Genomic DNA, 21,291 nt, shown 5'->3' with positions numbered 1-21,291 from the left:
AAGGTTTATGCCATGACAAATGCTAATTAGTACCAAGTATGCCAACGTGGTCAGACCCCGCCCCATGCGACGACGACGAACAGCTGTTCGAATGTCCCGAGTGTGGCAAGCGCCTCTGCAGTGAACTCTCCACGGTGAGCTGTGACCGCTGTGAGACAGAAATGCAGAACCTCAGCGTCCCGCGACCGGAGTAAGTAGAACAGTACCACTCGAGGAATACACCGACCGCACCACTGTCGTGTGGTCGGATGGATGTTGAATTTCCACCGCTACGATTACTTCGCGTATTGCTTTCTACCGCCGACACGGACAGCCACCCGCATCAATATCCGTTGTTCGCAGTGTATATGGATTCAAGTACACAATTAGGAGGGGAAAACTGCACAAAAGTGGGTCGCTTGTGCCCCGATAGGTGAATCATCAGGGATGTCATTACAGTCTGTTTATCGATACGGGGAGATATATTACCATCTGCTTATCATGCGTCTAAATTATAATCCCACACATAACAATGCAGGCCGTTTGCTAACTGGCTGATAGTACCACAGCTTATGCACTCGCCGAACCCACCTAATGTTGTCTGGCTTACGTTAGATAGCGTACGGGCAGACCACACGACGATGGGTGGGTACGAGCGAGATACCACTCCAGCGCTGCAACGACTCGCTGCCGACGAGCAGGGGAGATACTTCGACCAGTGTCTCAGTCACGGCCGCTACACGCGTGTGTCGAGTAGTTCGATGCTTACTGGAACGTATCCGTCCCGGCATCAGATCGGCTACGGGAATCAGGCAATTCCGTCGTCAATCACCACGGTCGCGGAGCGATTTCAGGACCAGTCCTACCGTACCGGACTTATCTCCGATAACCTGTTCGTCAGCGGTGCACTGGGACTCGACAGAGGGTTCGATAAGTCCGCCTGCCTCATGCCATCGTCGTTGTCGGACCTTCCGGGAACAGTACTCCAGCATGTGGGAGTGAAATCGCTGATAGAGTACCTCGTTGGGCTTCGGAAACACTCGGCTGGGTTTACGACTGATCTGACCAAACACTCCCGGACGCATCTCATTGATTCCGTCGCAACGGAGTGGCTGTCCTCGTTTGAGAGCGAGGAACCGTTCTTTCTGTACATTCACAACGACCAGACCCACAGGCCCTACACCCCGCCGCTGCCGTACCGGGACGAGTTCCTCGACAACACCGACCTCTCGGCGGAGGACGCGTCTGAGACCGCGTTTCGGATTCACGACGAACTGGTCGACATCGTCGCCAATGGCTGCGATCTTACCGAGGACGAGTGGGATGCGCTGTACGCGATGTACGATGCGACACTCCGATACGTCGACGAGTGGCTTGGCGAGTTCGTCGAGTACATCCAGAACGGCCCCTTCGGCGAAACCATTGTTGTCGTCACGTCCGACCACGGGGAATTCTTCGGCGAACACGGACTGCTGGCCCACAAGTGGATACTCGACGATGTCCTCCTCAACGTCCCGCTGGTCACCCACGGACTCGACGTCGAAACCGAGGGCGTGGTCCAGCACAGCGACATAATGGCGACGCTCCTCGGAGTAGCCGGTGCAGACACCGACGGCATCCAGGGGGTCGACCTCCGACACGAGAATCGGGAGTACGCGATCGCACAGGACCACCAGACCAACGCCCCGGAGACGCTCGTATCATACGATGCCGATGTGAGCATCCCCCGCCTGTCGACGACAGAACGGAGCGTCATCCACGACGGGGAGTACAAGCTCCGATTAGATGGCAACTCTCAAGAACTGTACCGGTTGCCCGACGAGACGACCGACGTGTCTGCGGAGTATCCGGAGGCACACGAACGGTTAGCGGACGAACTCACGGAGTGGTTGGAGTCTGAGGGGCAGTCCATCGACGGAACGGCTCGGGGCGAGTTCTCTGATGACATGCGGTCACATCTCGCCGACCTCGGGTACATGGAAAACGAACTGCCGGAAGACGAACGCGCCTGACCGAAAGCCCCGCGATTCAATTCGGAGGCCACACGAACGCCCGTACGTCAGAACGAAACGCTACACGGAGACCAGGTCGAACGCCCTCTCGGTATCGCCGTCCATCCGCTCCAGCAGCGACCGGACCCGGTCCCGGTCCCGCGCCGCCTCGCCGCAGTCCGCCAGCACCATCCCCTCGTCCGGCTGCCCGTACACCACGCTGGCCCCGGCCGGCGCGGCGAGCACTGCGGGGAGTGTGGCGAGGTCCTCCTCACCCTCGACATCCAGAAGCGTGGTTTCGTCGTTGTCGATACCCTCCCTGAGCGCAGCAAGCAGTTCCGCGGTGAGTGTCGCGGCCGGGTTCGCCACCGCCCGCGTCCGGTCGAAACCGTTGATTGTCGCCGCCACGTCCGCGTCGACGGCCGAGCGTTTGGTTCGTTCGTCGACCAGCGCGAGGTCAGGCACCCGTCCGGCCTCGATAAGGTGGTACGTGACCATGTCGCCGACGGCGATGATTGGGTCGCCGGCGTCGGCGAGCAGCGCCGCTGTATCGGTGTAAATCTCTCCGAGCGGCTCTTTCAGCTCGTGCCGGAGGTCACTCGGGAGTTCGAGAACGACGGCGGACACGTTAGCGGACTTTCAGCGCGTACTTGCCCGGCTCGGTCACTTCCATCTCCTCGGCGATGTCGGAGCGCTCCGGATGCGCGATGACGACGTAGCCGGCCCAGTCCTCTGTCAGTGCGGTGCCGCCACAGGCCTCACACTGGCTTTCGATCTCCGCGCCCTGGACGCGGTGACAGTCGCGACAGACGAGTCGGTCCGCCATCAGCTATCACCGGCTTCCGCCGTGCCCTCGCGGCGCTCGCGCTCCTCCTGGAGCCAGCCGTGCTTGCCCAGGCCGACCTGTTTCGCCGTCAGGCCGATCTTGGAGTCCCGTGGGTTGCGCTCGTCGATGCTCTTCGTGACGATGCGCGCCCGGACGGCGTCGCCGACGGTGAGCGTGCGGTTGGACTCTCTGGAGGCCAGTTGCTGGTTCTCCTCGTCGTAGGCCAGATACTCGTCGGAGATCTGGGAGACGTGGAGCAGGCCATCGACCGGCCCGATGCCGATGAAGGCCCCGAAGTTGACGACCTCGACGACCTCGCCGTCGACCACTTCCTGCATCTGTGGGTCGAACGTGAGGGCGTCGAACTCGGCCTCGTAGTAGACGCCGGGCTTGTTCGGCAACACGGCGCCGGTGCCGATGTCGTGGACCTCGATGACGGAGACGACGCTGCCGACGTCCTCGTCCATTCGACCTTCGAGCTTCTCTTGCAGGAGCCGTTTGACCAGCCCCGGACTGACCTCCGCCAGAAAGCGTGGCGGGACTTCGACCGTATCGCGTAGGCGTACCCGTTTATACATGTGTTATGGTTGAGTGATACCCAGTTTGTTCCCGCCCCTTAAACTAATTACTGGAACGCCCGCGTCCAGCAGGCGTCGTTTGAGGGGGTTGTCGTTCGTGACCGCGTGCGTTGCATCGTCCGTCTGTGCCAGTTCGAGGACAGCGTCGTCCGCGTAGTCCGCCGTCGTCTCCCGGACCGTACAGCGGTCGAGCAGGTCCTGCCCGACCGAGGCGGCGGTCGCTTCCGCGCCGGCCCCGTCGGCCAGTTTCACCAGCTCGTCGCGGACGGCGGTGGGCGCGACGTACTCTGTCGCGTCCGGGAGCACCCTGTCGAGTTCCTCGAACAGTCGGACGTTGCATTCGACCGGCATCATCAGCGCGTTCGTGTCGAGCACGATCATCACCGCAGCGTGCCGACGCCGATGAGCCGCCACCGAGCGCCGACACGGCGGTTGATGGCGATCTTCGAGCCCGACGCCGCACAGACCGGGCGCTTGAGCGCGACTTCACATTCGTCGTCGCGCGCGCTCGTGACCGAGCCGACCGTAGTAGCGGTGCCGATAGTCAACATGAGCGGTTCGCCGGTCGAAATCTCGTCGACCTCGCCGCCGTCGTCACCGACGATGCGCTCGAGCAGGTCCACGTCCATCGTGAACGTCTCGTGGACCGGCGGGAGGCTGCCGGGCGGGCCGGCGACCTGGCCGGCGAGCGCGTCGCCTTTCGTGATTGCGGGGTCGAGACCGGTCCCGACGCCGAGCAGGCCACCGGGCGTGACCGTGTCCACGAAGTCGCCGCCGGACTGCAACGAGCGGACCGTCGTCGTCACGGGCTGCCACTCCGTCTGCCCGCCTTCCTCGACCTCACGGCCAGGGCGGAGTTCGATCTCGTCGTCGACGTCGAGTTGACCGCCGACGAGCGACCCGCCGAGCACGCCGCCCATCAGGTCCTCCCAGGTCGTCCCCGGGCGGTTGATGTCGAACGACCGTGCAACCATCATGCGGGCGTCCTCGTCGGGGTCCCGTTCCGGCGTCGGGATCTCGGACTGGATGGCCTCGATGAGCAGGTCGATGTTGGCTTCCTGGCCCGCGCTGATCGGGACGATAGGTGCACCCTCAGCGACGGTACCTTCGACGAACTCCTGGATCTGCTCGTAGTTCTGCATCGCCCGGTCCTCGTCGACGAGGTCGACCTTGTTCTGGGCGATGACGATGTTGTCGATACCGATGATGTCGAGCGCGCTCAGGTGCTCCTCGGTCTGGGCCTGCGGGACGGGCTCAGTGGCCGAGATGACGAGGACGGCCCCGTCCATGATGGCCGCGCCGGAGAGCATGGTCGCCATTAGCGTCTCGTGGCCGGGCGCGTCCACGAACGACACCGTCCGGAGGTGGTCGGTGTCGACGTCGTGGTCGTCGCAGTGCTCGTCGACGGTAAAGGCCTCCGGCTCCTCGGCCTCCGGGCAGCGACGGAACGTCGCGTCGGCGTAGCCGAGTCGGATAGAGATACCGCGTTTCATCTCCTCGGAGTGCTGGTCGGTCCATTCGCCGGACAGCGCCTGTACGAGCGTCGTCTTTCCGTGGTCGACGTGCCCGACGAGTCCGATGTTCACCTCCGGTTGTTTGTTCGATGTCATTTCGAGAGTAATCTTGGTGGAGTTTCGCCGCGTGCAACTGATAAACCTACTGTTTGCGCCCCGCCGAACCCGGTTCAGTCGCCAATCTGGTCCCTACTGACGGCGACAACGTCACCGTATTGCCCGGTATCGCCCGTGGTATAGCGACGCGACCCCTGTCGCCGAGCGCAAGCGACGGACTGGACGGGTCGGATGTCACGCCGGCAGTCGCCATTGTGATAGATTCAGTTTGGTGACGGAGAGTCCGCCGCCGAGGCAAGCGCGGGCGACAGTCCACACCTCTCAGAAGTGTTACGTAACTGTATTTCTGTGAACGCTTTTGTTCCCAGGGCGAAACGTTCGTGTACGATGCGAGCCGATGAGTCCCCCGAAACTGATGCCGACATCGCTCCGGCGACAGCGTTCTCGGTCATTGCGAGTGAGACGCGTCTGGACATCCTCGAGGCGCTGTGGCGCGCAGACGACCGACCGGTTCGCTTCTCGGAGCTGTTCGATGCCGTGGAACTGGCCGATAGCGGGCAGTTCAACTATCATCTGCAGGAACTCACCGACCAGTTCGTCAGCCAGAGTTCGGCTGGGTACGACCTCCGGCACGCCGGAGCACAGGTCATCCGCGCGGTGCGGGCAGGAACGTTCACGCGGACCCCCGATGTCGAGCCGTTTCCGGTGACGGGAGCCTGTACGCGGTGTGGCGGCGGCCTGCTGGCCGAGTACGCCGACGAGCAGTTCGCCATCGGCTGTGAGGACTGCGGGAAGGCCCACGGCGAGTACCCGTTCCCGCCGGGGGGTCTGGTCGACCGGACGCCGGCAGAAGTCGCAACGGCCTTCGCCGAGCGGGTGCGGCACCTCCACTGTCTGGCCGCCGACGGCGTCTGCCCCGACTGCGCCGGCCGGATGGGGACAGAGATATCTCGTGATGGCGACTGCTGTCTCGACGTGTCGATTCGAGCCGAGTTCGTCTGTGAACAGTGTCGCCACGAACTCTGTTCACCCGTCGGCCTGACGCTTCTGGACGACTCCCGCGTCGCAGCGTTCTACGACGACCACGGCGTCGACCTGTCGAGTCGGCCCTACTGGACGCTTCCCTGGTGTGTCGACGACCAGTACACCACCGTCGAGGACACCGACCCGTGGCGACTCGCGGTCCGGATTCCGCTGGCCGAGGCGGAACTGACTGCCTATCTGGACGGGGCGCTCCAGCCGGTCGAGTTCGAGCGACAGGCCTGCGAGCACTGAGCCGACCCGCCGAATATTCGGTCGGTGCTGTGCCGGCGAGCTGTTTTCTCGCTGACTGAAATCGTCTTCAGGAGAGCGCTCAGACGCGCTCTCCACAGAAATATCATTCAGATTATGCTTATCGCGTTTCGGGACCACCGTCTTACTGTAATGTACCAACCCGCGCCCTACGCCGATCCCGAGCTGTACCGGCCGACGTACCCACCGCTGAGCGTTCGTTCCCTCCTCGGAGTTCTGACTGCATATCTCGGGTTGCTGACGATACTCTCACAGAGTCTGGTCCTCGCGCTAGCGGCGCTGACGTGTTTCGTTGTCGCTACCCGGTAACCGGGCGCGGGGCTTTTGGCCGTCCCAGCCCTGCCTCCGGTCGTGCGGGAGTTCGACTTCGAACTGGCGCTGTGTGCCCACCTCGAACGCGAGGGCCGGATAGTGAGCCGCCAGCTGGGCGGGGCCGTCCACGGCCGGCGCGTCCTCGACACCGTCGTCGTCGAGCCGGGCCCGGAGTTCGACGAGCGAGCAGCCATCACTCCCAGGCCGTTACCGACGGCGGCAATCGAAAGTAGCGTCGGCCCGGGCCGCGCCCGGTACTGGAAAGACGCCTTCGACTGCCATCCCGACCGCGCCGAGCGGGCCGTCGAACTGGCTGTCGAGCGAGGCTTTTTCGAGCGCGAGCGCCGCGGCGGCCGGACCTACGTCCGCCAGACGGCGCGATATCCCGACTGGTTCGACGGCATTCTGGCTATCGAGAACAAGCCCGACCTCGGCCGGCCCGGCGATCTGGAATCACAGTTGCGGACCGACGTGTCGCTGGCGCTCGCCGACCGCGTCGTGCTGGCGACGGCCTCCTACGTCACCGGCGCCCACCTCAACCGGATTCCCGAGGAGGTCGGTGTCTGGCGGTTCGACCCTGACAGCGGGAAGATAGACATCCGCCGAGCGGCGACACAACTGCCGACAGACGACGCCGCTATCGAACTCCTCGAAGAGCGCCCGGTCCAGACGGATGTGCGCGTAGTCAGCGCCGCGGAGAAGGGGCGTGCGCGCCGGCAACTGGCCGAGCGGGCCTACGGCAAGGGGTGGAGAAGCTTCGACTACCCGGCGTGTGACCGCTGTTTGCCCGACGACGATGGGATTCCGTACTGTGAGTGGAAGGACCGCGCGGTCCGCGAGAGCGACGAATGCAGCCCGGACTGCGGCGGGTACGAGGCAGCCGACCCACCAGCTATCGACGGCGAGTCGCTCCGGGCCGAGCGAACGCCGTGGCGAGCGGACCCTGACGGCCGCCAGCGTCGCCAGTCGGGACTAGATCGGTTCGGGTAGCCGCGAGGAGTCGGCAAGGCTACCGGTCGTTGTTCGTTGCGGACGCGTCATCGGCCGGGACGCCACCGTCGCCCGCGGTCGGGCGGCCGTGCTGTTCATAGTTGTCTTCGGTCACCGCCGGTGCCTCGGTGGCGACCTGGGCTGCGTGTTTCGTTCTGGCTTGGTAGTTCGCCGCGGCCGCGATACCGACACAGGCCGCCAGTCCCACCACAAGCACCCAGTCGATACTGCTCGCGATGATCTGCTGGGCGGTGATTGCGAGAACGCCGCCGGCCAGCGACAGCCCACCGACCTCCGCGATGCCACGCCTGTCCATACAGTCGGATCATTCGCCAGTGCCTATAAGCTACGGCCTGTTTCACGGAGCCGAACGGGGCATTAGAGCGTGAATCGCTCGCCGTCGAGCCCGATGTCGTCGGCGAAGGCTCGGTCCGCAGGGACATAGTGGGCAGTGTGGACGATACGATAGTCGTCGGCGTCGATGTCTTCGGCGAAGTCCCGCGCGCCGGGCAGAGTCATATGTTTCGTGCCGAAGGTCCGCGGGACACCGTCATCGGTGAAGTGGTCGCCACCTTTCGGGTGGTACTCGCAGGCCTCCGGATGGACGATGCCCTCGACGAGTGCGAGGTCGGCCCCGGTCAGCACGGCTTTCGAGCGGTCGGGCACGTCGTAGCAGGTGTCCCCGGAGATCGACAGCACCGCCCCAGTCTGTGGCTCCTCGATGCGCAGGCCGTAACACAGCAACGGCGGGTGCGTGACCGGGACCAGCGTCACCTCGAAGCCGGCGATAGTGAATGGCTCGAACGGGGTCTGTGCGTGGACCGACACCGTATCGAGGTACTCATAGCGACTCCGGATACCCTCGGCGACGCTCTCGCCGGTCACCGGATCGGTCTCGTCGGCGGCGTGGACTGGCAGTTCATCGAACAGTCGGTAGGCGTTGCCGAGGCCGTCGAGGTGGTCGAAGTGGACGTGCGTGACGATAGCCGCGTCCGGCAGCGGGACCGACTCGCGGAGGAACTGGTGGCGGAAATCCGGGCTCAGGTCGATGAGTAGCGACTCCCCGGTTTCGCCGTTCGCCACGGCGACGGAGAAGCGCGACCGTTCGACGCCGCCAGTCGGGTCGATGCCGCGCTCGCGAACGCGGGCCCGGAGTTTCTCGTCGGGGTCGCGTGCCCGTTCGCACGTGTTACAGTCGCACTGGACAGTCGGCGTCCCCGTCGTGTCGCCGGTCCCAAGCAGCGTGACCTCCATTATTGGTCCTTCGGAGGGCGGCCCGCCTAAGCCCCTCGCTTTCGTTACTGGCTATCGGCTAGGTCCGCGGGGTCGATGCCCTGTCGCTCCACCGTCGTCGCCAGCAGAGACCGGGCGCGCTCGTCCGCAAGGTCATCGAACAGGCACTCGAAGAACCCCTCAAGTAACTCCGGCCGGATGCGCAGGTCGACGTACTCGACCTGTTTCTCGGCGATAACCACGTCGACGTCCCACTCGCCTTCGTCGGGGTCAGTCATGCGAACGTCGACCCACGACTCCGCGGGGTCGTCTGTCTCAGTGAACACGTCGTCGGATGCCATGGCTACACCAAATGGTTTCTGAGTTGATAAGTAGATCGGCCACAGCGACGATAGCTGGCGGTCGTTAGACGGGAGGCCGCTCAGTGGTCGTGATCGTGGTCGTGATCACTGCCACCGTCGCCGGAGAAGCCGCCGCTCCCGGCGACCAGCGCGTCGGCGTCGCCGTCCATCATGTCCATGTTCTTCAGATTGTCACGCTCTTCGAAGTCGATGATCGCGTCCTCAAGATCCTGCTGGGTCAGCGTGGTCCGCTCTTCGGTCAGGGCGTTGAGGACGGCCTCACGGAGCACGAGTCGGAGGTCGCTGCCAGTCAGTCCCTCGGTTAGCTCCGCCAGCGTCTCCGGGTCGAAGTCATCGATCTCCATCTGCTGGGTGACAATGCGGAGGATGTCCGCGCGCATCCCGCTGTCGGGCTTCGGGAAGTTAACGATCTCGTCGAAGCGCCGCCAGGCGGCGGCGTCGAGCTGGTCGGGGTGGTTCGTCGCGCCGATGAGCAACACCTCGTCCTGGATGAGCGAAATCTCGTCGATGCTCTTGAGCAGGGTGTTGACGGCCCGCTTGATGGCAGCGTGTTCGTCGGAGGAACGCGTCTTGGCGACGAAGTCGAACTCGTCCATGAAGAGGATACACGGCGAGAGTCGCTTTGCGACCTCGAACACCTTCTCGACGTTCTTGGCCGTCTCGCCGAGGTACTGGCTGGTAATCATCGACAGCTTCACCTCGACAAAGGGGAGGTCGAGGTCGTGAGCGAGCGCACGAGCGACGCTGGTCTTGCCGGTCCCCGGCGGCCCGACAAAGAGCAGTTTCCCGATCTCCCGCAGCCCGATGCGGGCGAGGTAGTCGCGGTGTTCGATGGCCTTGACGATTTTCTGGATCTCGTCTTCCTGGTCGGTGGTCAACACCAGGTCGGCCAGCGTCATCTCGACCTCCTCGGGAGCGCGCACGTCGACCAGGTCGAGCATCTCCTCGTCGTCCTCGTCGTCGGTGTCGAACGCCTCCTCCAGTTTGGCGTCGATGAACGCACGGTCGGCCCGTGACGGGCGGTTCTGCTCGCGGGCCCGCTCGTAGTCAGCGCCCTCGACCTGATCCTCGAAGGCCTTCGCAAGGACCGGGTTGTCTTCGAGATCCGAGGCGTCGACCCGTTCGAGGAACCACTCCTCGGCGAGGTCGCGGTCCGTCATGGAAATACTCCCCGAGAAATCGTCGCGGTCTGTGAACATCAGGCCGGAGATAGCTGCCCAGGGCCGGTCGATACCGGTGGCCTCGCTCGCGGTTGTGTTGGTAACCGACAGCGGTCGTTCGATCTCGCCGTCGCTCCAGAAGACGGTCCGGTACGAGGCCGGCAAATCGTCCGGCTCAAGGTCCCGCCGCTCGCTGTAGATAGTGGCCGTCAGCAGAAACTCAACGACATCCAGTTCCGGATTGCTCATTCCCACTGATGTTACCACGCAATCGGTATAAGTCACTCGAAGCCCCGGTGACGGACACCAATGTAATATACCACCGCAGTGTCTACCCGACGTGGCAACTGACAACGCATTAATATCTGTGTACCGGAGTCGAATCGGTGAGCCGACAACCGATGACGAGGTCTACGGCTACTGGCTGTTCGTCATCGGCATCGTACTCGGCATTGTCGGTCTCCTGCTGTTTTACCTGACAGCGTCCCGCAGCACGCCGCGACAGTTCGGCTATCTGCTGGGAGCCATCGGCCTCATCTCGCTGTTTGCAGGGCCGACGATTCGGTTACCGCTGACACGTCGGGGCCTGATACTCACCTACCTCGGTGCCGTGGTGGGGCTGGTTGCGATGGTGTGGTTCACCACGTTCTATCCCTCGAACTGGAGTGGCCCCGAGGGGAACCCGGCGGTGACGCTATACATCGTCGGCCTCGGGCTGATGGCGGTCGGCGCGGTCGTCTCGCCGCTGTTGACCGGCCGGAAAGAGGCCTACGACGAGGCCGTACGGACGGCACAGGAAGCGACCGAAGTGGCCGAACAGGCCACCCAAGAGGCTGAGACGGCCTCGCGGGAAGCGACACAGCAGTCCCAGGCCGCCGAACAGGCGAGCCGCGAGCGCGACACGCTGGCCGAGCAACTGATGACCAGCGAGGCTGCCCGCGAAGAAATGGAAACGGTCACGGCGGCCACCGAGGCCGAACTCGCCGCGGCGCAGGCCACCATCGCGGCTGCGATGGACAGCAAGGCGACGTTCGAACTGTACGAGGACTCGGCGGGCAAGTTCCGCTGGCGGCTCCGCCACCGGAACTCAAACGTCATCGCCGACAGCGCACAGGGGTACTCCTCGCGCCAGAAGGCGATGCAGGGACTCCGCAGCGTCCAGTCCAACGCCGCCGGCGGAGCCGTGGTCTTCTTCGAGGACGCGACCGAGGACGACGCCGCCGAGGACGTCCCGGTCGTGCCGGCACCGGAAAGCGAGGCTACGTTCGAACTGTTCGAGGATTCGGCCGAGGAGTTCCGCTGGCGTCTCCGCCACGACAACGGCAACATCCTCGCCGACAGCGGCGAGGGGTATTCCTCGAAGTCGAACGTCCGCCGGGCGCTGAAAAGTGTGCGCGCACACGTCCCCGGCGCGGCCTATCTCAAGGTCGACCCCGTGGCCTATGAAGTGTACGCCGATGCCGCCGGTCAGTTCCGCTGGCGTCTACTCCACCGAAACGGCAACATCCTCGCCGACAGCGGTGAGGGGTACAGTTCCCGGTCGAACGCCCGACGGGCGGCCCGGCGGGTCAGCGAACTCGCGCCCGACTCCGCGGTCGATGAGCGGTTCGAGGTGTACGAGGACGCTGGCGAGGAGTGGCGCTGGCGGCTGCGGGCCGACAACGGTGAACTCGTCGCCGACAGCGGTGAGGGGTACGCGAACCGGTCGAAAGCCATGGATGCCGTCGAGCGAGTCCAGTCATATGCCGCCGACGCCGATCTACTGGAGATCGGCAGCGCGGCGTTCGAAGTGTACGAGGACCGGGGTAACGAGTGGCGCTGGCGACTCCGCCATCGCAACGGCGAGATCATCGCCGACTCCGGTGAGGGGTACGCCGAGCGCAACAAGGCCGTCGCCGCTATCGAGCGAATCAAGCGCCACGCGCCCGGTGCACCACAGGAAGAGTAGCCCCGGCTGAGAGCCCCCAGCCGCGCAATTCTCCGTAGCGAAGAATAGCCGAATTAATTATACAGGTTTCGGCCGAAGTTACACCCATATGACAATAGACTCACTCGAATCGGCCGGACTCACGCACATGGACGACAGCGACATCGGGGCGTTTCTGTCGAACCAGCGGGTCGGCGTGCTGGGCCTGCCGACCGAGAACGGACCGTACATGATTCCCCTGTCGTTCGGGTACGACGGTGACCGCTCGCTGTACTTCACCTTCATCGGTGGGTCGGGGAGTCGCAAGCAACAGCTGACTGAGGCGGCGGCGGACGCGACCGTGCTCGTGTACAACGTCGAATCGATGTTCCACTGGGAGAGTGTCCTGTTACAGGGCGGTATCGAGGCCGTCCCCGAGTCCGAGTGGGCCGACCTCGCGGAGGTGCTCGACGGGGCGTGGCGACCGGAGGTGTTCGCGGACGCGATCGAGCAAGAGGATGTCGCAATCTACCGGTTCCGTATCGACGAGGAGGAAGGGCTCAGACACGCCGGTCTGCCACCGGGGTTCGAACCCGAGTGAACTCCCTGCGCACCCGCAGTGGGGAGCGGTTGGGCCGGTCGGCCGACAACGGTTCCCCCACTGTGTAGAGTTTGTCAGGATTTAACATAGGTGGCGACGTTCCGTTGTCCATGCCCACACCTGTCATCGTGGATGCAGTCAGAACACCACAGGGAAAGGAGGACGGCGCGCTCGCCGGCGTCCGAAGCGAAGACCTCTCTGTGCCGCTCATCAACCAGCTCCTCGCGTCGACCGGCGTCGAGGCCGAGGCTGTCGACGACCTGCTATGGGGGTGTGCCCAGCAGCGCGGGGAACAGGGCAACAACATGGCCCGCGTCATCGCACTGTTGTCGGACCTCGGCGAGAGCGTCCCCGCATCGACCATCAACCGCTGGTGTGCGTCCTCCGCCGAGGCGCTGATGCGGGCCGCCGACGCCATCGCAGCCGGCCAGCGTGACGTGCTTATCGCCGGCGGCGTCGAGTCGATGTCCCGCGTGCAGATGGACGAAAACACACACAACGTCCATCCGCGACTTGCCGAACACTACAACATCGGGGAACTCCAGATGGGGATGACCGCCGAAAAGGTCGCCAACGAGATGGAGGTCGCCCGGCAGGAACAGGACGAGTATGCGCTTCGGAGCCACCAGCGCGCCGCCGACGCGACGGAATCCGGTCGCTTCGACGACGAAATCGTCCCAATCGATACAGAGGACGGACAGCTCGAGGCAGACGAGGGTATCCGCCCCGACACCACGCTCGAAAAGCTGTCCCAGCTACCGACAGTGTTCAAATCCGACGGCACGGTCACGCCGGGCAACGCCTCGCAGGTCTCCGACGGCGCAGCGGGGCTGATGGTCACCTCCCGTGAATTCGCGGAGGACCGCGGACTCGACATCCTGGCGGAAATCGGTTCCCACGAGGTCGCCGGCGTCGACCCGACCGTGATGGGTATCGGCCCAGTTCCTGCCGTCCGCAAACTCACCGAACGGACAGACCGTGAGACCGAGGACTACGACCTCGTGGAACTCAACGAGGCCTTCGCCTCCCAGTGTCTGTACTGCCAGCGCGAACTCGGCTTCGACGACGACATCTACAACGTCAACGGCGGCGCAATCGCCATCGGCCACCCACTCGGGGCCTCTGGGGCACGACTGCCAGTGACGCTCGTCCACGAGATGAACCGCCGCGACGCGGAGCTTGGTCTGGCGACCGAGTGTGTCGGCTTCGGTCAAGGAGCGGCCATCGAGTTCCGGCTGCCCTGACCGCGAGAACACATGTTTTTCGAGGTGTCACACAGCAAGCAGCGCGCGGGCAGTGCAACAACAAACGGAAGGAACTAATCGGCAGCGACGTCGCCGGCTGTCGCCGCCTCGGCGGGACGCGTGAGCGAGTGAAGATAGTCGTCGAGATCGAGTGCGAAGGTGGCGTCGGTTGGGAGGTCAATCCACGAGAACTCGAACTCCGCGCCGCGCTCCTCGCCCGTCCCGGTGACAGTGTGGACCCAGTGGTCCCGGGTCTCGTGGACGGGGAGATGGTAGAACGACCGCACGTACCGCTTTGGGGGCGACCGGCGGCGGGTCCAGACATCGGTTGCTATGTGTTGCAGGCACTCGAAAGAAGCGAGGCCGCTCTCCTCGACGGCCTCCCGCTGTACGGCGACCCGCGGTTTTTCGCCCGGTTCGACAGTTCCCTTCGGTATCTGTAGCCCGTCGTGGCCCGGGCCGTCAAACACCAGCAGTTCCGACCCGTTTCTGGTGATGTAAGCACAGGCTTTCTTCACGTACGTCGCCCGCTGTGGTTGCATGCCAACCGGTACTGACGGGGAACATATAGTAGTACCCACATATCTGCCTAAAATCATATTAGGACAGCAGATGACTGCATAGGGAATGATTTCGACCAGTAAACCGGGCGCAAGGCCGCCACAGTATGCTGGCGTCCGCATTCTCGGTCGAGAGGACACCGCGATAGTGGCAGTTCCGGATGGCAATCGAGCGTTTCAGAGATGTTAATTTTATATTTTGTCGTTATATTTTAAGTGTTATCAGACAGGATTACTGTATATGGACGGTCACATCACGCCCGGCGAGTGGGAGCGAATCGAAGCGTTCGCACAGAGGCCGAGCTACCTGCGTCGCCCGGAGCACCTGCTTCCAGAAGCAGCTGCGGAAGGCAAAGAGGGAGAGGAGGCGGTAGCAAGCGATTGACAGGAGTGGCTCCCGGAAGAACCGACCACACTTGACCCGTTGCTGTCCGTTCTCGGAGGCTTATCAGACTCGCTTCCGTGGAAATAGCCATGAGTCTCAAATCGATGTTCAACGACATCCCGTTTGTCAAGCAGTTAGGGATGGAGGTCACAGCCGTCGATGACGGCTATGCGGCAGGCGAACTTCCGCTAGAGGACGGCCACTCCTCGAACCCCGAATCGATAATCGCACACGGTGGCGTTACGTACTCGCTTGTCGACACCGTCGGCGGGGCGGCCGTTATCTCGCAATCCGGCACCGTCTCGCCGACAGTTGATATGCGGATCGATTACCTCGCACCAGCGACCGCCGATTTACGGACTGAGGCGGAGGTAATCCGAAGCGGCGGGAGCGTCTCCGTCGTCGACGCAGAAGTGTACGACACCGATGGCCACCACATCGCGAGCGCTCGTGGGACATACAAGACGGACGGCGACCGCGGCGAGTCGCCGTGGACAGCAGGGGTCGACGAATCAGACGTCACCCATCTGACCGACGACTAGTCGCCACTGACCATTTTCATCCCGTCGCGCACGGACTCTCGCCGGCCCAGCAGCGTCACCATGTCGCCTTCTTCGAGGACGTAGTCGGCCGTGGGTACCTCGGCGTTCTCGTGGAGCTCCCCGCTGACAAGCGCGACCAGACAGGCGTCAGGCAGCATCGGCCCGATCTCGCTGATCGGCCTGCCGATGAGGTCCTGATTCTTGACCTCGACCTCCTGAACGTCGCCGCTCCGCCCGACATCAGTCATCCAGTGGGCGATAGCCGGCCGCTCGATCTGGTTGTCGATGGCCCAGGCCGTCGCCATCGCCGAGGAGATGGTCCGGACGCCCAGATCCTCGAAGGCTTCGACGTTGTCCGGATTGTTCGCGCGGGCGATCACTCGGTCGACGCCAAACTTCGAACTCGCCAGCTGTGACACCAGCAGGTTCGCGTCGTCGTCACCGGTCGCCGCGACGACGGTTTTGGCGTTTTCAGCCCCGGCCGACCGCAGTATGTCGGTGTCGGTGCCGTCACCGATCTCGACGGCGTACCCCTCGTTGCGGGCTCGTTCGACAATCTCTTCTTCCTGTTCGATGATGACGACGTTCTCGCCCCGGTCTTCGAGGCGCGCGGCGAGCGCTCGGCCCACCTGTCCGCCGCCAACGATGATGACTCGCATTGGTATCACATCCAGTTTTTCCGCGATGAACCGCGCCAGCCCGCCCTCGAACAGGGCGGTCGCAAAGATGACAAGGAAGACAGTTCCCAGCAGGATGTCTGCCTGCGTTCCCAGCAGTTCAGCCTGTGCCCCGGTGACCTCCTCAGCCGCGGCGTTCAGTTCGACGGCAAACAGCGTCGCGACGGACGCGGGAATAATACCGCGTGGCCCGACAAAGCTGACGAACAGCTTCTCGTTGGTGGTAAACCGGTCACCGACCGTCGAAATAAACACCAGTGCCGGGCGGATGAGCAGGGCGACCGCGAGGACGACGATGATGCCCGACAGCCCGACGTCGATGAGCGAGGCCAGTTCCAGTTGCGCCGCCAGTGCGATGAACACGAACGACAGCACCAACAACGTGATATCGCCTTTGAACTCCTCGATATCTTCCTCGTACGGGTGGTCGACGTTCCCAAGCGCCATCCCCGCCGTGGCGGCGGCGGCGACGCCGGCTTCGGTCGCAATCGTGTTCGCGCCCGCGTAGGCGATGAGCGCCCCGGCGAGTACGAGCAGACGGGAGTTCCGCGGTGCGTCACCGGGCGAGAGGTCGACGTACTGGACGAGGTAGTACACGACGCCAGCGACGATGAGACCAACGAGTAGTCCCGTCCCCAGTCTAAGTGCGAATCCGCGGAGGAGGTTCTCGCTGGTAACGGCGGGGTTGACCGTCTCGAAGATGACAACGGCGATGATGGCCGCGGTCACGTCGTTGACGATTCCTTCCGTCTCCAGCGCGGCGGCGACGCGGTCTCGAACCGGGACGACATCGAGAATTGGCGTGATGACTGTCGGCCCGGTTGCGACCAGCAGTGCACCGATCAGGAACGCAAGGTTCCAGGAGACGGCCGCGGAGTTGAACGCGAACTTGACGGCGATAGCGGTGCCCACGAGCGCGATAGCCGCACCGACGGTCACGAGCCGGAACGTCGCAGCCGGAGCCTCCCGCAGACGGTCGAACCGGAGGTGGTAGGCCCCTTCGAAGACGATGATTGCGACCGCTAAGCCGACGATAGCCGACAGCGCCCCGCCGAAGGTCCCGTCACCGATGATACCCAGTCCGGGCTGGCCGATGATGACACCGACCAGCAAGTAGAAGATGATACTGGGAACGCGAAGTCGTGCAGCGAGGACCTGCGCAAGGACCCCGAGTCCGATGATGCCGGCGACAAGCGGAATCAGTAGCCCCGAGCTACCAGCCACAGTTACCCTCCATCTGTCCAGCCTAACGCATCGCCATCGTATAAGCGCACTCACTCACCGGTAGACGGGGGCGCTATCACTCAGTCTCAGGCCCACTGTGGCGCTGTCTATTCCTCGCGGTTATCGAGCGCCACGAGGACGCCACGGACGTTCAGGCGCATCTCTGCACGGCCTTTGCGCTCGCCCCAAGTGTCGGTGTCAGCCCGCTCGACGAAGTAATCGATGACTGCTTCGTCGTCAGCGAGTTCTTCGCGCTTTCGCTCGACGTCGGCGACCCACTCTGGCAGAATCTCGGCGTAGGTCTCCAGTTTATCGCCGGTTTCGGCGGCACCGAAGTGGCCGAACATGAGTATCTCCGGGCCGAGGTCCTGCAACATCGCCACGTCGTCGAGCGCCTGATCGAGTGTGAAGTTGACCGGCGGCGTCGTGACGTGCATCTCGTCGGTCGTCGGATTGTAGATGCCGGCGGCGTCGGCGGTGAACACGCCGTCGATGACAGGGTCGTAAAAGACGACCTGATGCGGGGCGTGGCCCGGCGCGTACAGGGCTTCGAGGGAGTGGTCGCCCAGGTCGATAACGTCGCCGTCGGTCAGCGTCTCGATGCGGTCGTCGGCGACCGGGACCGGCTTACCGTAGAACTCGATCTGGTCGCCAACGGCGTGTTTGGTCCCCTCCCAGAGCCGTTCGGGGTCGACAAGGTGGCGCTTCCCGGCTTCGTGGATGTACACCGTCGCGTTCGGACAGTCCTCGGCGAGGTAGCCGGCCCCGCCGGCGTGGTCCAGGTGGACGTGGGTCGTCGCGATGACTTCCAGATCCTCTGGCGAGATACCGACCGATTCCATCGCCGAGAGGATAGTTTCGTGTCGCGCGCCGGTGCCGGTGTCGACCAGCGCCGGTCGCTCGGCGTCGATTATGTAGACGGGCCCGTATTCGGCCACGCCGTACATCCCAACGTCGACGTAGTAGACGTCCGTGCAGTCCCCGACCGTCACCTCGTAAACGTCACCGATTCCCATACACTCTCTCCGAACCGGCGGGGGCAAAACCGTTGTGCTGTGGCCGTCGTGACAGCCGGGCATCAGGAAGGGCAAAGCCATTTATCCACACTCAGAAACACCACTGTATGTACGACGCCGTACTCGTTCCGACCGATGGCTCCGACGGGTCTGCCACTGCGGCCGAACACGCCATCGACCTCGCACAGCGTCACAACGCGAGTCTGCACGCGCTACACGTCCTCGAAACCGAACAGGTAGTCGACCAGATACCCGATTTCGAGGACAGCAGCATCTTCGACCGCCTCGCGGACGCCGGCCAGCAAGCCGTCGACGACATCCGCACGCAGGCGGCGGACGCGGGCGTGAATGCCGTCACGTCGGCGGTCGAGCAGGGAGTTCCCCACGAGGAGGTCGTCGATTACATCGAGCGCCACGACATCGACGTCGTGGTGATGGCGACGGAGGGGCGGACCGGGCCGTCCAGGGAACTCATCGGCAGCGTCACCGAATCGGTCGTTCGGGCTTCGCCGGTGCCGGTGCTGGCGGTCAAGGTCGGCGGCGAATCGTAGCGGGGGGTCGACGGTCGGGGCCAGCCCCACCGCGGGACCGACACGCCTAATTTCTGCCGTCGAGAACCGTCGCCCATGTTATCGAGACAGTTCGTCCGGGAGCACCCCGAGACGGTTCGTGACGCTATCGAGCGAAAGGGCGTCACGGGCGTCGACCTCGACGAAATCCTCGAGATCGACGAGGAGTGGCGTGAACTGAAGGCCAAAGGCGACGGCCTCCGACAGGAGCGCAACGAAGTGTCGAGCAAGATCGGCCAACTCAAACAGGAGGGCAAGGACGAGGAGGCACAGGAGGCCATCGACCGCTCGCAGGAACTCAAAGACGAACTGCAGGGCGTCGAAGAGCGCGCCGACGAGCTGGAGTCCCAGCTGGAGGACGCCCTGCTGGAACTGCCGAACATCCCCCACGAGTCGGTGCCGACCGGCGAGGACGAGGCAGACAACGTCGAGCGCTACCGCGAGGGGTTCGACGACCTGCGGGACCTGCCTGACGAAGTGATTCCACACTACGACCTCGGCGAGGACCTGGACCTGCTCGACTTCGAGCGCGGCGCAAAGGTGTCCGGTGGCGGGTACCAGTTCGTCAAAGGCGACGGCGCGCGACTGGAGCACGCACTCATCCAGTTCATGCTCGACGTCCACCGCGAGCAGGAGTACGTCGACGTGCTCCCGCCGATTCCGGTCAACTCCGATTCGATGGAGGGGACCGGCCAGCTGCCGAAGTTCGCCGAGGACGCCTACCGCGTCGGGGCCAGACAGGACGACGACTACGACAGCGACGACCTGTGGCTGCTCCCGACGGCCGAAGTGCCGGTCACCAACATGTACCGCGGCGAGATTCTGCTGGACGACGACCTCCCGGTCAAACATCAGGCGTTCTCGCCGAACTTCCGCCGCGAGGCCGGCGAACACGGGACTGAGACGCGAGGGTACGTCCGCGTCCACCAGTTCCACAAGGTCGAACTCGTCAACTTCGTCCGGCCGGAGAACAGCTACGACCGGCTCGAAGGACTGCTGGACGAAGCCGCCGAGGTACTCGACCGCCTCGAACTGCCCTACCGCGTGCTCGACATGTGCACCGGCGACATGGGCTTCACCCAGGCCAAGAAGTACGACATCGAGGTGTGGGCCCCCGGCGACGACATGGAAGACGGCCCCGACCGCGGCGGTCGCTGGCTCGAAGTCTCCTCGGTGTCGAACTTCGAGGACTTCCAGGCCCGGCGGGCCGGCCTGCGGTACCGGCCCGAACGGCACGAGTCCGCCGACTATCTCCACACGCTGAACGGCTCCGGACTGGCCGTCCCGCGCGTCCTCGTCGCCATCATGGAGTACTACCAGAACGACGACGGCACAATCACCGTGCCCGAACCCCTCCGCCCGTACATGGGCGGTCAGGAGGTCATCGACGGCTCCGAGAAAATCGGCGAGAGCGCCGTCGGTGCGGGCGAGCGGGACTAAGCCACCCGCGGTTCGTTGCCCACGGTCACTTGTGTGTGGCGTGTTACACGAAACCATATTTCAATACACTATTACAATCGTTCGTCAGCACTGTCGGGATATGCCCGATGACGCCTTCGGCCGGATGGTACTGGACTTCCACCGCGACGCCCTCACCGAACAGCCCCGCTACCGTCGTGACGACGACGATGTGACCGAGGCGCATCTAGCGGGGTACTTCGAGCCGCCATCGGCGTGGCATCCCATCGAGCGGGACCTGTTCTCGACGGTGACAGGCCGTGTCCTCGATGCCGGCTGTGGCGTCGGCCGGCACACACTCCCACTGCAGGAGCGGGGCCACAGCGTGCTGGCCGTCGACCGGAGTCCGGGAGCCATCGCGGTCGCCCGCGAGCGCGGCGTCACACATCCTGTTGTCGGCGATCTCCGGCAGCCGCCGGGCGACGGGTTCGAGACGGTCGTTGCGCTGGGCAAGCAGCTCGGCCTCGGCAGTTCGCTTGCCGACCTCCGGACAACGCTCACCGAACTGGCAGCAGTGACACAGCCCGGTGGTCGGCTCGTCGCCGACATGGACACGCTCGACCGGGCAGACCCGGAGACCGACGCGGCCCACCGCACCCGGCCCGGTCTCGCCTACCGGACCTTCCGCGTCGAGTACGACGGGCTGGCCGGCCCGTGGACCGACCTGTTGCTGGTCACGCCGTCGGGCTTTCGCGACGCGGTCAGCGAGACGCCGTGGACCGTGGACGCGTTCGTCGGGACCGAAATCGATGGCTCAGCCTACGGAGTCCAGCTCTCGCTGCCGGAACAGTGAAATACAACTCCGCGGGCGGGC

General features: G+C 64.0%; 25 protein-coding genes. 13 read left to right on the top strand and 12 right to left on the bottom strand.

The window, feature by feature from the left end; translation table 11 throughout:
- The first annotated feature begins 38 nt into the window (after positions 1 to 38).
- Both C437_RS20115 and C437_RS05995 read left to right on the top strand, forming a co-directional pair.
- Positions 39 to 194, top strand: coding sequence for a rubrerythrin-like domain-containing protein (locus tag C437_RS20115; protein ID WP_004516011.1), 156 nt, complete (start codon positions 39 to 41; stop codon positions 192 to 194).
- A 357-nt stretch (positions 195 to 551) separates the two neighbouring features.
- The gene (locus C437_RS05995; RefSeq protein WP_074654906.1) at positions 552 to 1,991 is read left to right on the top strand and encodes a sulfatase-like hydrolase/transferase; all 1,440 of its coding nucleotides are present in this window, start codon (positions 552 to 554) and stop codon (positions 1,989 to 1,991) included.
- Between the two features lie 60 nt (positions 1,992 to 2,051).
- On the opposite strand, the gene C437_RS05990 is transcribed toward C437_RS05995, so the two are convergent.
- Genes C437_RS05990 through C437_RS05970 form a run of 5 tightly spaced genes read right to left on the bottom strand, consistent with a single transcriptional unit; the run spans position 2,052 to position 4,984 of the window.
- Positions 2,052 to 2,597 carry a GTP-dependent dephospho-CoA kinase family protein gene (locus C437_RS05990; protein WP_004516009.1) on the bottom strand — a complete coding sequence of 182 codons (546 nt, stop codon included), beginning with the start codon at positions 2,595 to 2,597 and terminating at the stop codon, positions 2,052 to 2,054.
- Position 2,598: 1 nt separating this feature from the next.
- Positions 2,599 to 2,796, bottom strand: a complete 198-nt coding sequence (gene spt4 / locus C437_RS05985; RefSeq protein WP_004516008.1) for a transcription elongation factor subunit Spt4 — start codon at positions 2,794 to 2,796, stop codon at positions 2,599 to 2,601.
- On the bottom strand, positions 2,796 to 3,374 hold the full coding sequence (locus C437_RS05980) for a DNA-directed RNA polymerase (protein ID WP_004516007.1): 579 nt from the start codon (positions 3,372 to 3,374) through the stop codon (positions 2,796 to 2,798). The genes spt4 and C437_RS05980 overlap by 1 nt, the downstream gene beginning before the upstream one ends.
- Before the next feature lie 3 nt (positions 3,375 to 3,377).
- Positions 3,378 to 3,755, bottom strand: a complete 378-nt coding sequence (locus tag C437_RS05975; protein ID WP_004516006.1) for a hypothetical protein — start codon at positions 3,753 to 3,755, stop codon at positions 3,378 to 3,380.
- Positions 3,755 to 4,984: a translation initiation factor IF-2 subunit gamma gene (locus tag C437_RS05970; RefSeq protein ID WP_004516005.1), complete on the bottom strand. Its 1,230-nt coding sequence runs from the start codon at positions 4,982 to 4,984 to the stop codon at positions 3,755 to 3,757. The genes C437_RS05975 and C437_RS05970 overlap by 1 nt, the downstream gene beginning before the upstream one ends.
- Before the next feature lie 348 nt (positions 4,985 to 5,332).
- Between C437_RS05970 and C437_RS05965 the strand changes: the two genes are divergently transcribed.
- The 3 genes from C437_RS05965 (at position 5,333) to C437_RS05960 (ending at position 7,540) form a co-directional block, all read left to right on the top strand.
- Positions 5,333 to 6,220, top strand: a complete 888-nt coding sequence (locus tag C437_RS05965; protein WP_004516004.1) for a DUF7351 domain-containing protein — start codon at positions 5,333 to 5,335, stop codon at positions 6,218 to 6,220.
- Between the two features lie 150 nt (positions 6,221 to 6,370).
- Entirely contained in the window at positions 6,371 to 6,547 is a 177-nt protein-coding gene (locus C437_RS20500; protein WP_169331082.1) for a hypothetical protein, read from the top strand.
- A gap of 42 nt (positions 6,548 to 6,589) precedes the next feature.
- A complete protein-coding gene (locus C437_RS05960; protein ID WP_004516002.1) occupies positions 6,590 to 7,540 on the top strand; it encodes a DUF5787 family protein in 951 nt (316 codons plus the stop codon).
- A 19-nt stretch (positions 7,541 to 7,559) separates the two neighbouring features.
- Here C437_RS05960 and C437_RS05955 read toward each other — a convergent pair whose 3' ends face one another.
- From C437_RS05955 to C437_RS05940, 4 genes are all read right to left on the bottom strand, one after another.
- A complete protein-coding gene (locus tag C437_RS05955; RefSeq protein WP_004516001.1) occupies positions 7,560 to 7,856 on the bottom strand; it encodes a hypothetical protein in 297 nt (98 codons plus the stop codon).
- 62 nt (positions 7,857 to 7,918) lie between these two features.
- Complete coding sequence (locus C437_RS05950; protein ID WP_004516000.1) at positions 7,919 to 8,794, bottom strand: MBL fold metallo-hydrolase; 876 nt, start codon at positions 8,792 to 8,794, stop codon at positions 7,919 to 7,921.
- A 44-nt stretch (positions 8,795 to 8,838) separates the two neighbouring features.
- A complete protein-coding gene (locus C437_RS05945; protein ID WP_004515999.1) occupies positions 8,839 to 9,114 on the bottom strand; it encodes a hypothetical protein in 276 nt (91 codons plus the stop codon).
- An 80-nt stretch (positions 9,115 to 9,194) separates the two neighbouring features.
- On the bottom strand, positions 9,195 to 10,544 hold the full coding sequence (locus C437_RS05940; RefSeq protein WP_004515998.1) for an ATP-binding protein: 1,350 nt from the start codon (positions 10,542 to 10,544) through the stop codon (positions 9,195 to 9,197).
- A gap of 118 nt (positions 10,545 to 10,662) precedes the next feature.
- Between C437_RS05940 and C437_RS05935 the strand changes: the two genes are divergently transcribed.
- The 3 genes from C437_RS05935 to C437_RS05925 all read left to right on the top strand — a co-directional run bounded on the left by C437_RS05935 (position 10,663) and on the right by C437_RS05925 (position 14,046).
- Positions 10,663 to 12,243 carry a YegP family protein gene (locus tag C437_RS05935; RefSeq protein ID WP_004515997.1) on the top strand — a complete coding sequence of 527 codons (1,581 nt, stop codon included), beginning with the start codon at positions 10,663 to 10,665 and terminating at the stop codon, positions 12,241 to 12,243.
- 88 nt (positions 12,244 to 12,331) lie between these two features.
- The gene (locus C437_RS05930; RefSeq protein ID WP_004515996.1) at positions 12,332 to 12,802 is read left to right on the top strand and encodes a pyridoxamine 5'-phosphate oxidase family protein; all 471 of its coding nucleotides are present in this window, start codon (positions 12,332 to 12,334) and stop codon (positions 12,800 to 12,802) included.
- A gap of 110 nt (positions 12,803 to 12,912) precedes the next feature.
- Positions 12,913 to 14,046: a thiolase family protein gene (locus C437_RS05925; protein WP_004515995.1), complete on the top strand. Its 1,134-nt coding sequence runs from the start codon at positions 12,913 to 12,915 to the stop codon at positions 14,044 to 14,046.
- A 74-nt stretch (positions 14,047 to 14,120) separates the two neighbouring features.
- On the opposite strand, the gene C437_RS05920 is transcribed toward C437_RS05925, so the two are convergent.
- The gene (locus tag C437_RS05920; RefSeq protein WP_004515994.1) at positions 14,121 to 14,588 is read right to left on the bottom strand and encodes an NUDIX hydrolase; all 468 of its coding nucleotides are present in this window, start codon (positions 14,586 to 14,588) and stop codon (positions 14,121 to 14,123) included.
- A 259-nt stretch (positions 14,589 to 14,847) separates the two neighbouring features.
- Here C437_RS05920 and C437_RS20495 point away from each other — a divergent pair, with 259 nt between their 5' ends.
- On the top strand, positions 14,848 to 14,991 hold the full coding sequence (locus tag C437_RS20495) for a hypothetical protein (protein WP_004515993.1): 144 nt from the start codon (positions 14,848 to 14,850) through the stop codon (positions 14,989 to 14,991).
- An 89-nt stretch (positions 14,992 to 15,080) separates the two neighbouring features.
- Positions 15,081 to 15,533 (top strand): PaaI family thioesterase, encoded by a 453-nt coding sequence (locus C437_RS05915; RefSeq protein ID WP_004515992.1) that lies wholly within the window; start codon positions 15,081 to 15,083, stop codon positions 15,531 to 15,533.
- On the opposite strand, the gene C437_RS05910 is transcribed toward C437_RS05915, so the two are convergent.
- Together C437_RS05910 and C437_RS05905 are read right to left on the bottom strand one after the other, a co-directional pair.
- Complete coding sequence (locus C437_RS05910; protein WP_004515991.1) at positions 15,530 to 17,434, bottom strand: cation:proton antiporter domain-containing protein; 1,905 nt, start codon at positions 17,432 to 17,434, stop codon at positions 15,530 to 15,532. The two genes, C437_RS05915 and C437_RS05910, sit on opposite strands and share 4 nt — an antisense overlap.
- A gap of 107 nt (positions 17,435 to 17,541) precedes the next feature.
- Complete coding sequence (locus C437_RS05905) at positions 17,542 to 18,450, bottom strand: MBL fold metallo-hydrolase (RefSeq protein WP_004515990.1); 909 nt, start codon at positions 18,448 to 18,450, stop codon at positions 17,542 to 17,544.
- 107 nt (positions 18,451 to 18,557) lie between these two features.
- Here C437_RS05905 and C437_RS05900 point away from each other — a divergent pair, with 107 nt between their 5' ends.
- The 3 genes from C437_RS05900 to C437_RS05890 all read left to right on the top strand — a co-directional run bounded on the left by C437_RS05900 (position 18,558) and on the right by C437_RS05890 (position 21,270).
- The gene (locus C437_RS05900; RefSeq protein WP_004515989.1) at positions 18,558 to 19,001 is read left to right on the top strand and encodes a universal stress protein; all 444 of its coding nucleotides are present in this window, start codon (positions 18,558 to 18,560) and stop codon (positions 18,999 to 19,001) included.
- 75 nt (positions 19,002 to 19,076) lie between these two features.
- Positions 19,077 to 20,459, top strand: coding sequence for a serine--tRNA ligase (gene serS, locus C437_RS05895; RefSeq protein ID WP_004515988.1), 1,383 nt, complete (start codon positions 19,077 to 19,079; stop codon positions 20,457 to 20,459).
- Between the two features lie 100 nt (positions 20,460 to 20,559).
- The gene (locus C437_RS05890) at positions 20,560 to 21,270 is read left to right on the top strand and encodes a class I SAM-dependent methyltransferase (protein ID WP_004515987.1); all 711 of its coding nucleotides are present in this window, start codon (positions 20,560 to 20,562) and stop codon (positions 21,268 to 21,270) included.
- The last annotated feature ends 21 nt before the right edge of the window (positions 21,271 to 21,291 follow it).

Origin of the sequence: Haloarcula vallismortis ATCC 29715 (assembly GCF_000337775.1) — an archaeon.
Classification (GTDB): Archaea; Halobacteriota; Halobacteria; order Halobacteriales; family Haloarculaceae; genus Haloarcula; species Haloarcula vallismortis.
Note: the sequence above shows the minus strand (reverse complement) of the source record. Positions and strands in the feature narration are given on the sequence as shown.

Excerpts from the sequence above, each read along its gene's own strand:
- C437_RS20115 (WP_004516011.1), top strand. The coding sequence starts at position 39 with ATGCCAACGTGGTCAGACCCCGCCCCATGCGACGACGACGAACAGCTG.
- C437_RS05995 (WP_074654906.1), top strand. The coding sequence starts at position 552 with ATGCACTCGCCGAACCCACCTAATGTTGTCTGGCTTACGTTAGATAGC.
- spt4 (WP_004516008.1), bottom strand. The coding sequence starts at position 2,796 with ATGGCGGACCGACTCGTCTGTCGCGACTGTCACCGCGTCCAGGGCGCG.
- C437_RS05980 (WP_004516007.1), bottom strand. The coding sequence starts at position 3,374 with ATGTATAAACGGGTACGCCTACGCGATACGGTCGAAGTCCCGCCACGC.
- C437_RS05975 (WP_004516006.1), bottom strand. The coding sequence starts at position 3,755 with ATGATCGTGCTCGACACGAACGCGCTGATGATGCCGGTCGAATGCAAC.
- C437_RS05970 (WP_004516005.1), bottom strand. The coding sequence starts at position 4,984 with ATGACATCGAACAAACAACCGGAGGTGAACATCGGACTCGTCGGGCAC.
- C437_RS05965 (WP_004516004.1), top strand. The coding sequence starts at position 5,333 with ATGCGAGCCGATGAGTCCCCCGAAACTGATGCCGACATCGCTCCGGCG.
- C437_RS20500 (WP_169331082.1), top strand. The coding sequence starts at position 6,371 with ATGTACCAACCCGCGCCCTACGCCGATCCCGAGCTGTACCGGCCGACG.
- C437_RS05955 (WP_004516001.1), bottom strand. The coding sequence starts at position 7,856 with ATGGACAGGCGTGGCATCGCGGAGGTCGGTGGGCTGTCGCTGGCCGGC.
- C437_RS05950 (WP_004516000.1), bottom strand. The coding sequence starts at position 8,794 with ATGGAGGTCACGCTGCTTGGGACCGGCGACACGACGGGGACGCCGACT.
- C437_RS05945 (WP_004515999.1), bottom strand. The coding sequence starts at position 9,114 with ATGGCATCCGACGACGTGTTCACTGAGACAGACGACCCCGCGGAGTCG.
- C437_RS05940 (WP_004515998.1), bottom strand. The coding sequence starts at position 10,544 with ATGAGCAATCCGGAACTGGATGTCGTTGAGTTTCTGCTGACGGCCACT.
- C437_RS05930 (WP_004515996.1), top strand. The coding sequence starts at position 12,332 with ATGACAATAGACTCACTCGAATCGGCCGGACTCACGCACATGGACGAC.
- C437_RS05925 (WP_004515995.1), top strand. The coding sequence starts at position 12,913 with ATGCCCACACCTGTCATCGTGGATGCAGTCAGAACACCACAGGGAAAG.
- C437_RS05920 (WP_004515994.1), bottom strand. The coding sequence starts at position 14,588 with ATGCAACCACAGCGGGCGACGTACGTGAAGAAAGCCTGTGCTTACATC.
- C437_RS20495 (WP_004515993.1), top strand. The coding sequence starts at position 14,848 with ATGGACGGTCACATCACGCCCGGCGAGTGGGAGCGAATCGAAGCGTTC.
- C437_RS05915 (WP_004515992.1), top strand. The coding sequence starts at position 15,081 with ATGAGTCTCAAATCGATGTTCAACGACATCCCGTTTGTCAAGCAGTTA.
- C437_RS05905 (WP_004515990.1), bottom strand. The coding sequence starts at position 18,450 with ATGGGAATCGGTGACGTTTACGAGGTGACGGTCGGGGACTGCACGGAC.
- C437_RS05900 (WP_004515989.1), top strand. The coding sequence starts at position 18,558 with ATGTACGACGCCGTACTCGTTCCGACCGATGGCTCCGACGGGTCTGCC.
- serS (WP_004515988.1), top strand. The coding sequence starts at position 19,077 with ATGTTATCGAGACAGTTCGTCCGGGAGCACCCCGAGACGGTTCGTGAC.
- C437_RS05890 (WP_004515987.1), top strand. The coding sequence starts at position 20,560 with ATGCCCGATGACGCCTTCGGCCGGATGGTACTGGACTTCCACCGCGAC.